Source organism: Photobacterium sp. BZF1 (genome assembly GCF_014349205.1).
In the GTDB taxonomy this organism is placed as follows: domain Bacteria; phylum Pseudomonadota; class Gammaproteobacteria; order Enterobacterales; family Vibrionaceae; genus Photobacterium.
This window is the reverse complement of record NZ_JACSOF010000039.1, coordinates 1-13,361: the sequence shown is the minus strand read 5'-3', so window position 1 is coordinate 13,361 and position 13,361 is coordinate 1. Positions and strand designations below refer to the sequence as shown.

Below are 13,361 nucleotides of genomic sequence, written 5' to 3'. Positions count from 1 at the left end.
GTGCTCCTAAATATTGTGTTTGTCGCCTACCTTTCCGGTCGGCTCTCTGTTTGGACGAGACAAACTATAACGAAACTGGTAAATTCAAAAAAGCGGAATAAATAGATTGATGTAATCGAAAATTACGATGAATAAGTTTCCTTCTCTAAAACAGTTGCACTATATAGTTACCTTATTTGAAACCCGCCATTTTGGCGAAGCCGCCAAGCGCTGCTTTGTCAGTCAGTCGACATTGAGCTCCGGGGTACAGAACCTTGAAGAACTGATTGGCTGCCAACTTATCGAAAGAGATAACAAATCCCTCGTTTTCACTTCAACAGGCGAAGATGTTGTCGCACGTAGCCGCGAGTTACTGGCGAGAAGCCAAGATTTGATGGAGCTGTCCAATTGTACCGGCGATGGTATGGAAGGGCAGTTGCGGGTGGGCTGTATCCCGACTATCGCGCCATTCTTGTTGTGTGATCTGGTTCAGGAAGTGAATCGCCTTCATCCAAACCTTAATCTGTTGCTGAGAGAAGACACAACCACCAACCTGTTGGCTGCATTGCGTAATGGCGAGATGGATGTCCTGATCTTGGCATTGCCGGTAGAGATTAATGGTATGCACAGCCGGGTTGTGGGGCGGGATGCATTCAAGATGGTGATCAGCCGTAACCAAGCCGAGCAAGTCACTACGCCTTTACGTTACGCCGATCTGCCGGATGAATCGGTGTTCTTACTGGAAAAAGAGCACTGCCTTACCGATCATGCGGTGTCAGCCTGTAAGCTAACGACCAAAGAGAAGATAAACCCGTTTACTGCAACGAGCCTCCATACTCTGGTACAGATGGTAGCTAACGGCCTCGGGACAACCTTCATTCCGCAAATGGCGATTGACCACGGTTTGCTACATAACCAAAACCTTGTGGTGGTTGATCCACCAGGTCAGGAGGCATACCGTAAAATTGGCCTGGTCTGGCGACCAACCTCCAGCCGCACCCGCACTTTCGAACGTCTTGCCGATATTGTTGAAGAGTTGCTGTAAGCACTTCACTCTCTCAATTTTTCTTTTGTAGCCGCTAATTTAGCGGCTACTTTGCTTTATTTCCCTTCCGTAAATTAAGTGCTGAGGAAAAACCGCCCATCTCAGCATAATGTTCTGAATGCTAACCCCTTTCTGGTATATCGCAATTACCCTGCCGAAAGAAACTGGCTTCAATTTGTAGGTTTATTATGTTTCGCATTAAAAATAAATGAAACCGGTTGATTAAGGGTCTATGCTTTTTGTGTATAAAAAACGACCAAACAGGTGTCTCTAATGGTTGTTTTTTAAGCGCATTACTGCTTCTAAAAAATAACCTTCCTGTTTGAAACGCAGATCAGGACAAGTGTTTGAATTTGAATTTTATGTAATTTAATTACGTAAGTGGTTACGAAATGGCGGGAAAAAAGTTATTGGCAATAAAACCGAGTTTTTACCTGAAATTTGTTTCAATTTAGTGTTTTGAGTTATTGCTCTACTTTTTTTAAGTGATTGTTTTTTATGGGTTTGGTTGTGGTGTTTACTCCTCGGTTAAATTACCTGTCCTTGCAATTGGGCGTATGTTGCGGCAACGTAAATAGGGCGTTAAGGCCAGGTTTGTTTTGAGTGAAGATAAAAGTGGACTTGGCTGGGGTGGTGATTAAGTTACATTCGTAAGGGAGCGTTAAAAATGGAAAACGACATGTCTACTAACCATGAAGTGAAGCTTTCACTACAAACGCCGCTAACGGCAGAGCAAGCAGATATCCTAAATGATGAGGCTTTAGCTTTCTTGGAGCGCCTAGTGCAGCGTTTTGCCGGACGTGTCCCTGAGCTTCTTGCTACCCGGGAGCACCGTCAACTTGCTATTGATGCGGGTAGCCTACCTGACTTCCTGCCTGACACTGCTGAAATCCGAAACAGTGAATGGAAGATCCAGAATATCCCGCAAGACTTGCAAGATCGCCGGGTGGAAATTACTGGCCCGGTAGAGCGCAAGATGGTGATCAACGCGCTCAATGCCGATGTAAAAGTCTTTATGGCTGACTTCGAAGATTCTTTTGCGCCGGCATGGGGAGAAGTGCTGGCCGGCCAGCAAAACCTGAAAGATGCGGTCAACGGTACGATTTCCTATACCAACCCCGCATCAGGCAAGCATTACCAACTCAATGAGGATCCCGCAGTATTGATCTGTAGGGTGCGCGGCCTGCATTTGCCGGAAAAGCATTTGCTTTGGCAGGGTGAGCCAATCCCTGGATGTTTGCTTGATTTCGCTCTCTACTTTTATCACAACCATAAGGCACTGCTGGAAAAAGGCAGTGGCCCTTACTTTTATATCCCTAAACTACAGGCTTATCAGGAAGCAGCGTGGTGGAGTGAGGTATTCAGTTTTACCGAAGACACGTTCGAGTTACCGAGAGGTACCATCAAAGCCACAGTACTGATTGAAACTTTGCCAGCAGTATTTGAGATGGAAGAGATCCTCTACAGCCTCAAAGAACATATCGTTGGCCTTAACTGTGGTCGATGGGATTACATCTTCAGTTATATCAAGACGTTGAGAAACCACCCAGACCGTATCCTGCCGGATCGCCAAGTAGTGACAATGGAAAAACCTTTCCTCAACGCCTATTCACGCCTGTTGGTGAAAACTTGTCACCGCCGAGGTGCCTTTGCAATGGGCGGGATGGCAGCCTTCATACCGTCGAAAGATCCTGAGCGGAATGAATGGGTGCTCAACAAAATCCAAACCGATAAGTCCTTAGAGGCCAACAATGGTCATGACGGCACTTGGGTTGCCCACCCAGGACTGGCCAGTACAGCCAAGGCCGTCTTTAACGAAGTGCTTGGTGAGCGAAAGAACCAGCTTGATATTTCACGCAGCGACGACGCACCTATTACCGCCGACATGCTGCTTGAGCCTTGTGAAGGGGACAGGACCGAAGAGGGGATGCGCCACAATATCCGCGTAGCGGTGCAGTATATCGAAGCATGGATCTCCGGTAACGGCTGCGTGCCAATCTACGGCTTGATGGAAGATGCAGCGACGGCAGAAATTTCACGTGCATCTATCTGGCAATGGATCAAACACGGTAAGACACTGAGCAACGGCGATGTGGTAACCAAAGCCTTGTTCGAGCAGATGCTTAAAGAGGAAATGGAGGTGCTAGAGCAAGAGCTTGGCAGTGAGCACTTCCAGCAGGGTAGGTATAACGAGGCCGCAGTGCTGATGTCACAATTGACCACCAGTGATGAGCTGGTCAACTTCCTGACACTGCCGGGCTACGAGTATCTGCCTTAAGCACTAAGTCGGAAGATCAATAGAATTAGCAACACCAACAAAGCCAATAACGAGAAAGGGCCCGGATGCTTAAGCCTATCGGGCCGATATAAAAGTCAGTTTACCAATAACAAAATGTGATGCGGATTATCGCCAAATGAAACGAGGGACATCATTATGACATTGACTCGCCAGCAACAAATCGAAGCATTGGAAAAGGATTGGGCGGAAAACCCACGTTGGAAGCATGTAAAGCGTACCTATACCGCAGAAGAGGTCATTAACCTACGCGGCTCGTTTGCCCCGGCAAATACTATCGCCCAGCGAGGAGCCGATAAGCTGTGGGATTTGGTCAACGGCAGTGCCAAAAAAGGCTACGTCAATTGTTTGGGCGCACTGACTGGCGGTCAGGCGGTACAGCAAGCCAAAGCGGGTATTGAAGCCATTTATCTTTCTGGTTGGCAGGTTGCCGCTGATAACAACACAGCCTCGAGCATGTACCCAGACCAGTCACTTTACCCAGTAGATTCAGTACCTGCTGTGGTTAAACGTATCAATAACTCATTCCGCCGAGCTGACCAAATCCAGTGGTCAACCGGCAGCTCTCCGGAAGAAGGCATTGATTACTTCCTGCCAATCGTTGCCGATGCGGAAGCAGGTTTTGGCGGGGTGCTAAATGCCTATGAGCTGATGCGCAATATGATTGATGCCGGTGCAGCAGGTGTGCACTTTGAAGACCAGCTAGCGTCGGTCAAGAAGTGTGGTCACATGGGCGGTAAAGTGTTGGTGCCTACCCAGGAAGCGGTGCAGAAGCTGGTAGCGGCTCGCCTGGCGGCGGATGTGGCAGGCACGACGACCTTGGTGATCGCCCGTACCGATGCCAATGCGGCTGACCTACTGACTTCAGACTGCGATCCATACGATAAAGACTTCATTATCGGTGACCGTACCCAGGAAGGTTTCTACCGCGTGCGTGCCGGTATTGACCAGGCAATTGCCCGTGGCCTTGCTTATGCTCCATACGCTGATTTGATTTGGTGTGAAACGGCAACACCATGTTTGGAAGAGGCGCGTAAGTTCGCAGAAGCCATCCATGCCCAATACCCGGATCAGCTGTTGGCCTACAACTGCTCGCCATCGTTCAACTGGGAGAAGAACCTGGATGCCGAAACTATTGCCAAGTTCCAGCAAGAACTGTCGGATATGGGCTACAAGTATCAGTTCATTACCCTAGCGGGTATCCATAACATGTGGTTCAACATGTTCGAACTGGCTCACTCTTATGCTCAGGGTGAAGGTATGCGTCACTATGTTGAGAAGGTTCAGCGTCCAGAGTTCGAAGCTGCCGAGAAAGGCTACACCTTCGTGGCTCACCAGCAGGAAGTCGGTACCGGTTACTTCGACAAGATGACCAATACGATCCAGGGGGGCAACTCGTCGGTCACAGCACTGACAGGGTCGACCGAGGAAGATCAGTTCAAATAACCCATAAACCCAAACCTCCTAGTAATTGTTAATTGTTATAACCTATTTTGATTTTTGAGCGCCTTTATGGCGCTCTTTTTTTATCTGCGCACGTGGGGGGACGGGCTAGGTTGATAACTTTTGGCCGCTGTTTCGACTTGCGGGTAAATCAAGAAAAATTGTTGTTCAAGTTGGTCGTAGTTAGCCATCAGGACAGCGGGGGTAAGCGCGAGCTGGTGGAGTCTTGGCCGACGACTGGCCATCCTAACCAGAGCCGTCTCCAATGTTTTGGGGTACTGGTATTGCAACAACCAGTTTTGCTGCCACATCCGGTTCATCATCAGCAGGTAGGCTTCAGGCATGTTGTGCTGATATGGCTCAACCTCGGTTCGGGCTGTGTTGATAAACTCATTCAGCGAATGGGGGTGAAATTGCTGCCAGTGGCGGGCGAGGAAGTGATCCCAAACCATATCGAGAGCAATACCGCTGACTCTTCGGGTATCCGTCCCAAACAATTGCCTGCATTGCCTAACTTCCGGCATGGCATCAATGTAACTGTCGACGAAGCGGTGGAGCTTGATCCCGTCAGCGATGTCTTTATCAAATTGCCGGTAGGGATCGCCTCTGACGAAATCGGCAACAAGGTTGCCTGCGAGGTGGCTGTTGCATTGCTGGGCGAGATGGAGGTGGGCCAGAAAGTTCATGCGCTAACATAGTCGGCTGTGCTTTCTGGCGCAGGCTTGAGGTAAATTTCAGTAAGCTGATTGAGCATCGTTTTCAAGCGGTTCGACCTCTTCTTGTAGCTCTAATAAATTAATGGCGATAGAAACGAAATCCGTATCTGTGATGATACCCACTAATCTATTGTGGTCGACAATAGGCAAACAGCCAATCTGATGTTTTTGCATATACAGTGCCGCTTCTTTGAGCCCTGCTGTCGGATCAACACTCATTAAGTTGCGGTGCATGGTTTGCTCGAGGGGAATATCCAAAGCGGAGATAAAAGTGCTCTTGGAGATCTGCTCAAGACTTGATTCTTGGGCTGACAGGATATCCCGTTGGCTGACGAGGCCAACTAAATGGTTGTCTTTGTCGGTGATAGGGACATGGTGAATATGATGCTTGGCCATGAGTCGTTTGGCATCAGCCAACGTATGGGATGCGGTCAAGGTATGGGGGTGGGGCGTCATCATATCGGCAACGGTAAACATAAAGCCTCCTCAATAACGGTGAGTTATTTGTTGTTATTGCCCATTAATTCGGGCTTCTCAGTGTGTTTTTTCTACTCCTTATATGAATGTAGCCAATCTTAACTGCACGACCTATGACGCCAGTCAAAGAACGTTCAAGTTATTTAACTGTGTCTCATATGTTTCTCATAAGTTAACTTTAAGAATGTGTCGTATACTCATTGAAATGATGCCGTAGAGGGATGAGTCAATGCGTAAGCTGCTGTTTATTTTGCTGTCTTGGGCGATGTGGTTACCATTCTATGCATATAGTGATGATCCCGTTCCCCAACCCAAAATTATTGGTGGTATTGAATCAGGGACCAATGAAATACCTTGGCAGGCTTACCTTAATATGACATTTGTTGAGGGCTCCCAGGAAAGGACTTTCATTTGTGGCGGGGTGGTCATCAGTGAAGATGCTGTCCTGACAGCAGCCCATTGTATGCGTAATGGCTCCGAAACCGTCAGACCTGAAAATGTTCGGGTGTGGGCAGGCATCACCAGCATTTTCAGTGCGGGTTCACTCAACTCTGTGGCAGTCAGTGAAATTGTGCTTCATCCTAATTACAACTCATCCCGCTTTGCCAATGATATAGCCATCCTCAAATTATCCAGTACGTTACCGGATGATGCGCTTCCAATCCGCCTTGCCACTATAGGAGAGCAGCAACGCGCCGATGAAGCTTTTGCTAATGGCTGGGTATCAGACGGCGAGCGACAGCCTAACTTGTTGGTATCAGGCTGGGGCAGTACCGATGCCAGTGATTCCAGTTCTGGGGCGACCCGGTTGCAGCAGACATTGTTATCAGGTGTGCCAGACAATATCTGCGACTCTATGTGGGGAAGCAATATCAACAGCAGCGATTACGCTATCTATTTGTGCGCAGGCTCGGTGTCGCCGACACTAGGCAGAGACAGCTGCTTTGGTGATTCGGGTGGCCCATTGGTTTGGCAGGATCCTTTACGGGCATCGGATAGTGATTTCGGTTTGCGTCTGGTTGGCTTGGTCAGCTTTGGTGAAGGATGTGCAGGGCGGCTGCCAGGTGTTTACTCGGAAGTTGCCAGCCAAATTAGCTGGATAGAAGGGCAGATAGGCCCGGCGTTCTTGTCTCAGGCAACACCGGAGTTCTCGGTCGATCCTTTTCTTGCTAACTACGATGGAGTGGGTGCTGCGGTAGAGGGAGGCCAATCTGTCGCGGGTGGAGGTGGTAGCAGTGGCAGCAGCGGAGGTAGTATCGGAATAGCCGGTGTGCTGATGCTAATAATGGTGATGTGGTTCCGTCGCTGGGGCATGGTATAGCAGTAGGTGATCTTTGCTTGATATTGCAGTGAGGCGGCATATACTAGCTGCCTGCTGTAATTTAGGGCCCTAATGATGCAAGTTTCTGATTTTGACTTTGACCTTCCTGATGAGCTGATCGCTCGTTACCCACAACCTCAGCGTACTGCTAGTCGTTTGCTGCAGCTTACCGGTAATACGGGTGAGCTGGCGCACAAAGGCTTTAAGGATGTCCTTGATTTGGTTGAACCGGGTGATTTGTTGGTGTTCAACAATACCCGTGTTATCCCAGCGCGTTTGTTTGGTCGCAAGGCGTCAGGCGGTAAGCTAGAAGTGCTGGTTGAACGTATGCTGGATGACAAGAGTATCCTTGCCCACGTACGTGCGTCAAAATCACCGAAGCCGGGTAATGAACTGTTCCTTGGCGATAATGATGAGTACCAGGCTGAAATGGTCGCTCGTCATGATGCGTTGTTTGAAATCCGCTTCAACAGTGACAAGACAGTACTGGAAATTCTGGAAGAAGTGGGCCATATGCCGCTCCCTCCTTACATTGACCGCCCAGATGAAGATGCCGACAAAGAGCGTTACCAGACGGTATATAACGCCAAGCCGGGTGCTGTTGCTGCACCAACGGCAGGCTTGCACTTTGATGATGAGCTAATGGCGGCGCTGAAAGCAAAAGGTGTGAACTTTGCTTTCGTTACTCTCCATGTGGGTGCCGGTACCTTCCAGCCGGTTCGTGTGGATAATATCAACGACCACCATATGCACGCCGAGTATGTTGAAGTACCAGAGGACGTCGTTAAGGCAATTAACGAGACCAAAGCCAATGGTAAGCGTGTGGTTGCGGTGGGTACGACATCCGTACGTTCACTGGAAAGTGCTGCTCAGGATGCCAAACAGAAAGGCACGGAGCTAAAGCCGTTTTTCGGCGATACAGAAATCTTTATTTACCCTGGTTATGAATACCAGTTGATTGATGTATTGATCACTAACTTCCATTTACCGGAATCAACCCTGATCATGTTGGTCAGTGCGTTTGCCGGTTATGAGCATACGATGAACGCTTACAAGCAAGCTGTTGAAAACAAATACCGTTTCTTTAGCTACGGCGATTCGATGTTTATTACCCGTAAAACTGTGTAATTACACGATTCATTGACGAAGTCAGTGTCACTTAAGGCTGCATTTGCTAAAATGCGGCCTTTGTATTTTTTCATCTCTGGATAATTAAGTTCAGACGATGGCAAATTCATCCACTAGGCTTTAGGGCGGAGTGGAAAGCCTGCTAATACTTTGGCAGGTGATATTGGGCATGGTGGGCATTTTGCCTGCTGGTGCCATTGTTATGCCCCTGACCTTAGCAGGGTGGGGGGTGTTGATGTCAGATTGTTTCTCTGGCTGTTGGAGGCTTTGTGAAATTTGAATTAGATAAAACCCAGGGACGTGCCCGTCGTGGCCGTCTGCAGTTTGAGCGTGGCACGGTAGAAACCCCTGCTTTCATGCCAGTTGGTACTTACGGTACGGTTAAAGGCATGACACCGGAAGAAGTTAAAGAAACCGGTGCGCAAATCCTACTGGGTAACACTTTCCACCTGTGGCTACGCCCAGGCCAGGAAGTCATGAAGATGCACGGCGATCTGCATGACTTTATGCAGTGGCAGGGTCCTATCCTGACCGATTCAGGCGGTTTCCAGGTATTTAGCTTGGGTGATATCCGTAAGATCACTGAAGAAGGTGTTCACTTCCGTAACCCTGTGAACGGTGACAAGATTTTCATGGACGCTGAGAAGTCGATGGAAATCCAGAAAGACTTGGGTTCTGACGTAGTGATGATCTTCGACGAGTGTACGCCGTACCCAGCGACACACGATGAAGCGAAGAAGTCGATGGAGATGTCACTACGCTGGGCACAGCGCAGCCGCAACCACTTTGACAAACTTGGTAACAAAAATGCGCTGTTTGGTATCGTCCAAGGTAGTGTATATGAAGACTTGCGCGATGTTTCTGTTGAAGGCCTGACTAAAATCGGCTTTGACGGTTATGCGGTTGGTGGTCTTGCTGTCGGTGAGCCGAAAGAAGATATGCACCGCGTACTTGAGCACACCTGTCCTCAACTGCCTGAAGACAAGCCGCGTTACCTAATGGGTGTGGGTAAACCTGAGGACTTGGTTGAGGGTGTTCGCCGTGGTATCGACATGTTCGACTGCGTAATGCCTACTCGAAATGCCCGAAATGGCCACCTGTTTGTGACCGGAGGTGTGATCAAGATCCGTAATGCGAAACATAAAACGGATACAACCCCTCTCGATCCGCACTGTGACTGTTACACTTGTCGCAATTACTCGAAGGCGTATCTGTACCACCTGGATAAATGTAATGAGATTCTGGGTGCGCGCCTTAACACAATCCACAACTTGCGTTACTACCAGCGTTTGATGGAAAGTATCCGCAAGGCGATTGAAGAAGATCGTTTCGATGTGTTTGTAGAGGAATTCTATGCACGTCGTAACCGTGAAGTTCCACCTTTAAATGACAACAAATAATCGAGGACGTTAGTAAATGAGTCTGATTTCTCAAGCACACGCAGCAGCGGAAGGTGCCCCACAGGGCGGCGGTATGCAACTATTTATCATGCTTGGCCTTTTTGCCGTAATCTTCTACTTCATGATTTACCGCCCACAGGCAAAACGTGTGAAAGAGCACAAGAACCTTATGTCTTCTATGGGCAAAGGTGACGAAGTGCTTACCAGCGGTGGCCTTGTAGGTAAAATCTCTAAGGTTTCTGAAGAAAATGACTACATTGTTATCGGGCTGAACGACACAACTGAAGTGACTATCAAGAAAGACTTCGTTACTGCCGTTCTGCCAAAAGGCACAATGAAGTCTCTATAAAATTTGCTTAAAGGATCATAGCAGTGCTAAACCGTTATCCCTTGTGGAAGAACCTGATGGTAGTGTTCGCGCTACTTATCGGTTTGCTTTATGCGCTTCCCAATGTTTACGGCGAAGATCCAGCAATTCAAATCTCCGGGGCGCGTGGCGCCTCGGCAGATATGTCCACGCTGGATGCCGTCACCGAAGATTTAAAACAAAATCAAATCTCTTATAAATCAGTCGCTTTCGAAAACGGTACTGTCCTGGTCCGCTTTAACGACACTAATACTCAAATTAGTGCTCGCGATATTCTTAACGACCAGCTTGGCGATGATTTCATCGTAGCCCTTAACCTTGCACCTTCTACTCCAGCTTGGCTTGAATCCATCGGCGCGAACCCTATGAAACTGGGTCTTGACCTGCGCGGCGGTGTGCATTTCTTGATGGAAGTAGACATGGACGCAGCAATGGATAAATTGCTCGGCCAGCAAGAAGAAACGTTCCGTACTGAATTGCGTGAAGCGAAGATCCGTTACCGCGCGATCAGCAAGACCGATGAAGCGGTGGAAGTTCGCCTGCGTAATGCAGAGCAACTTGATGAAGCCAAGCGTGAGCTACAGCGCCTTCACCCGGATATGCAGTTTGTCGACACGACTAGCGGCTTCCTGCTAACCGCGACATTTACAGATGCCCGCCTTCAGGAAATCCGTAACTACGCAGTTGACCAAAACATTACCATTTTGCGTAACCGTGTTAACGAACTAGGTGTTGCCGAGCCTTTGGTCCAGCGCCAGGGTGCCAATCGTATCGTGGTTCAGTTACCAGGTGTGCAAGATACTGCGCGTGCTAAGGAAATCCTTGGCGCAACGGCAACTCTTGAGTTCCGTGAAGTGGATAACTCAGCTGACCTAGCGGCAGCGGCATCTGGCCGTGTACCAGCGGGTAGCGAAGTGAAATTCACCCGTGATAATCGCCCTGTTGTGCTGAAGAAGCGTGTGATCCTATCAGGCTCTCACATTACCGATGCAAGCTCGAGTGCTGATGAATATGGCCGCCCTCAGGTAAACATCTCGCTTGATAGCGAAGGTGGTAGCAAGATGACAGCCTTCTCACGTAATAACGTGGGCAAGCTGATGGCAACTGTCTTTACCGAGTACAAAGACAGCGGCGATCGTGATGAGAGCGGAAAAGTTATCCTGGAAAAACACGAAGAAGTGATTAACCAGGCGACTATCCAGACTGCGCTTGGCCGTAACTTCCGTATTACCGGTATTGATTCGCAGGCAGAAGCCCACAACCTAGCGCTGCTATTGCGTGCCGGTGCCCTGATTGCACCTATCTCAATTGTGGAAGAGCGTACCATTGGTCCATCTATGGGTCAGCAGAACATCGACATGGGTATCCAGGCGATGATTTGGGGTATGGTCGCAGTTATGCTGTTTACGCTGCTTTACTACCGCCGCTTTGGCTTGTTTGCCAACATGGCCCTGCTAATGAACCTAGTCTTGATTATCGGTGTGATGTCGATGATCCCGGGGGCGACTATGACCCTGCCGGGTATTGCCGGTATCGTTCTAACGGTAGGTATGGCAGTTGATGCCAACGTACTTATCTTCGAACGTATCCGTGAAGAGCTTCGCGAGGGCCGCAGCCCGCAGCATGCGATTCAGCAAGGCTACGCCAATGCATTTAGCACCATTGCCGATGCCAACATCACTACCCTTATCACCGCAATCATCCTGTTTGCAGTAGGTACGGGTGCGATTAAAGGCTTCGCGGTTACGCTATCAATTGGTATTTTGACTTCCATGTTCACGGCTATCATCGGTACCCGTGCACTGGTTAACTTGGTTTACGGCGGTAAGCGCGTCGATAAACTGTCGATCTAAGGAGACGCTGACATGTTTCAGATAATGAAAGCGGATAAGGCGATCGACTTTATGCGCTGGTCGAAAGGCGCATTTGTCCTTTCGATTATTATGATTATCGCTGCAATCGGTACCGTGACGACCCAGAAACTGAACTGGGGTCTGGACTTTACCGGCGGTACCCTGATTGAGGTTGGCTTTGAGCAGCCGGCTGATCTGGTACTTATCCGCGAGTCGTTGGAAGGTGCGGGCTTTGGTGATGCCATCGTACAGAACTTTGGCACGGCACGTGACGTCATGGTTCGCCTTCAGCCGCGTGAAGATGCGCAGGGTGAGAAACTGGGTAACCAGATCATCGATGCACTAAGAGCGGGTACTGGCCAGGATGTTGAAATGCGCCGTATCGAGTTCGTTGGCCCGAATGTAGGTGACGAACTGGCAGAAGCGGGTGGCTTGGCTATCTTGGTCTCACTGATCTGTATCTTGCTGTACGTTTCAATGCGATTCGAATGGCGCCTGGCTGCCGGTGCGGTACTGGCACTGGCCCACGACGTTATCATCACTATCGGTATCTTCTCGTTTACCCAGATTGAGATTGACCTGACTATCGTGGCAGCCCTGCTGACCGTTGTCGGTTACTCACTCAACGATACCATCGTGGTCTTCGACCGTATCCGTGAAAACTTCCGTAAGATGCGTAAAGGCGAAGCGGTAGAGGTAATGAACAATTCTATCACCCAAACGCTAAGCCGTACCCTGATCACCTCGGCAACGACACTGTTCGTAGTTATTGCCCTGTTCTTGAAGGGCGGCAGTATGATCCACGGTTTTGCCGCAGCCTTGCTGATCGGTATCACCGTTGGTACGTATTCGTCTATCTACGTGGCTTCGGCACTGGCGCTGAAACTGGGTATTGCCCGTGAGCACCTAATGCCGCCGCAAGTGGACAAAGAAGGTGAAGAGTTTGATGCTATGCCGTAAGGCGAAGCGATAGAACTGTATCTAAAAACGGAGCCGGTAGGCTCCGTTTTTGTTTGGCAGGAACAGCTAAAGGCGAAGGGCTAAAACGGCCATAGGCCATAGGCTAAAGGAAGAGCAAAGAAGCATGGTTAAGGAAAACTGGCTAGGGATTAGTGGAAAAGCGGCTAGAGGCTAAAGGAAGAAAATAACAGTAGGGCCATTGGCGAAGGTCAAAGAAAATAGCTACAGCAAGAGCAGGAGCTTGACAGGGTCAGGTTCTTGCAAACATCTGGTTCGCCTATCGCCTATCGCCTATCGCCTATCGCCTATCGCCTATCGCCTATCGCCTATCGCCTATCGCCTATCGCCTATCGCCTATCGCCTATCGCCTATCGCC

The 13,361-nt window shown here is 49.2% G+C and carries 11 protein-coding genes; 9 read left to right on the top strand and 2 right to left on the bottom strand.

What is annotated here, in order from left to right:
- The first annotated feature begins 127 nt into the window (after positions 1-127).
- The 3 genes from BIZ37_RS10785 to aceA all read left to right on the top strand — a co-directional run bounded on the left by BIZ37_RS10785 (position 128) and on the right by aceA (position 4,766).
- Positions 128-1,024 carry a hydrogen peroxide-inducible genes activator gene (locus BIZ37_RS10785; protein ID WP_187461510.1) on the top strand — a complete coding sequence of 299 codons (897 nt, stop codon included), beginning with the start codon at positions 128-130 and terminating at the stop codon, positions 1,022-1,024.
- Positions 1,025-1,703: 679 nt separating this feature from the next.
- Entirely contained in the window at positions 1,704-3,302 is a 1,599-nt protein-coding gene (aceB, locus tag BIZ37_RS10780) for a malate synthase A (protein ID WP_187461509.1), read from the top strand.
- A gap of 156 nt (positions 3,303-3,458) precedes the next feature.
- Positions 3,459-4,766, top strand: coding sequence for an isocitrate lyase (aceA, locus tag BIZ37_RS10775; RefSeq protein ID WP_187461508.1), 1,308 nt, complete (start codon positions 3,459-3,461; stop codon positions 4,764-4,766).
- A gap of 80 nt (positions 4,767-4,846) precedes the next feature.
- Here aceA and BIZ37_RS30440 read toward each other — a convergent pair whose 3' ends face one another.
- Both BIZ37_RS30440 and BIZ37_RS10765 read right to left on the bottom strand, forming a co-directional pair.
- Positions 4,847-5,215, bottom strand: coding sequence for an acyl carrier protein phosphodiesterase (locus tag BIZ37_RS30440; protein ID WP_255526734.1), 369 nt, complete (start codon positions 5,213-5,215; stop codon positions 4,847-4,849).
- Positions 5,216-5,497: 282 nt separating this feature from the next.
- Positions 5,498-5,956, bottom strand: a complete 459-nt coding sequence (locus BIZ37_RS10765; RefSeq protein WP_187461506.1) for a CBS domain-containing protein — start codon at positions 5,954-5,956, stop codon at positions 5,498-5,500.
- A 229-nt stretch (positions 5,957-6,185) separates the two neighbouring features.
- Between BIZ37_RS10765 and BIZ37_RS10760 the strand changes: the two genes are divergently transcribed.
- The 6 genes from BIZ37_RS10760 (at position 6,186) to secF (ending at position 12,985) form a co-directional block, all read left to right on the top strand.
- Positions 6,186-7,277: a trypsin-like serine protease gene (locus BIZ37_RS10760; RefSeq protein WP_187461505.1), complete on the top strand. Its 1,092-nt coding sequence runs from the start codon at positions 6,186-6,188 to the stop codon at positions 7,275-7,277.
- 75 nt (positions 7,278-7,352) lie between these two features.
- The gene (queA, locus tag BIZ37_RS10755) at positions 7,353-8,405 is read left to right on the top strand and encodes a tRNA preQ1(34) S-adenosylmethionine ribosyltransferase-isomerase QueA (RefSeq protein ID WP_107301095.1); all 1,053 of its coding nucleotides are present in this window, start codon (positions 7,353-7,355) and stop codon (positions 8,403-8,405) included.
- Between the two features lie 269 nt (positions 8,406-8,674).
- Positions 8,675-9,805: a tRNA guanosine(34) transglycosylase Tgt gene (tgt, locus tag BIZ37_RS10750; protein WP_039469158.1), complete on the top strand. Its 1,131-nt coding sequence runs from the start codon at positions 8,675-8,677 to the stop codon at positions 9,803-9,805.
- A 16-nt stretch (positions 9,806-9,821) separates the two neighbouring features.
- The gene (gene yajC / locus BIZ37_RS10745; protein WP_107301096.1) at positions 9,822-10,154 is read left to right on the top strand and encodes a preprotein translocase subunit YajC; all 333 of its coding nucleotides are present in this window, start codon (positions 9,822-9,824) and stop codon (positions 10,152-10,154) included.
- A 23-nt stretch (positions 10,155-10,177) separates the two neighbouring features.
- Positions 10,178-12,025, top strand: coding sequence for a protein translocase subunit SecD (gene secD / locus BIZ37_RS10740; protein WP_107301097.1), 1,848 nt, complete (start codon positions 10,178-10,180; stop codon positions 12,023-12,025).
- 12 nt (positions 12,026-12,037) lie between these two features.
- The gene (gene secF, locus BIZ37_RS10735) at positions 12,038-12,985 is read left to right on the top strand and encodes a protein translocase subunit SecF (protein WP_187461504.1); all 948 of its coding nucleotides are present in this window, start codon (positions 12,038-12,040) and stop codon (positions 12,983-12,985) included.
- The last annotated feature ends 376 nt before the right edge of the window (positions 12,986-13,361 follow it).

Bases quoted from the DNA above. Each gene is read 5' to 3' on its own strand.
- BIZ37_RS10760 (WP_187461505.1), top strand. From the start codon at position 6,186: ATGCGTAAGCTGCTGTTTATTTTGCTGTCTTGGGCGATGTGGTTACCA.
- aceA (WP_187461508.1), top strand. From the start codon at position 3,459: ATGACATTGACTCGCCAGCAACAAATCGAAGCATTGGAAAAGGATTGG.
- BIZ37_RS10765 (WP_187461506.1), bottom strand. From the start codon at position 5,956: ATGTTTACCGTTGCCGATATGATGACGCCCCACCCCCATACCTTGACC.
- queA (WP_107301095.1), top strand. From the start codon at position 7,353: ATGCAAGTTTCTGATTTTGACTTTGACCTTCCTGATGAGCTGATCGCT.
- aceB (WP_187461509.1), top strand. From the start codon at position 1,704: ATGTCTACTAACCATGAAGTGAAGCTTTCACTACAAACGCCGCTAACG.
- BIZ37_RS30440 (WP_255526734.1), bottom strand. From the start codon at position 5,215: ATGGTTTGGGATCACTTCCTCGCCCGCCACTGGCAGCAATTTCACCCC.
- BIZ37_RS10785 (WP_187461510.1), top strand. From the start codon at position 128: ATGAATAAGTTTCCTTCTCTAAAACAGTTGCACTATATAGTTACCTTA.
- yajC (WP_107301096.1), top strand. From the start codon at position 9,822: ATGAGTCTGATTTCTCAAGCACACGCAGCAGCGGAAGGTGCCCCACAG.
- secF (WP_187461504.1), top strand. From the start codon at position 12,038: ATGTTTCAGATAATGAAAGCGGATAAGGCGATCGACTTTATGCGCTGG.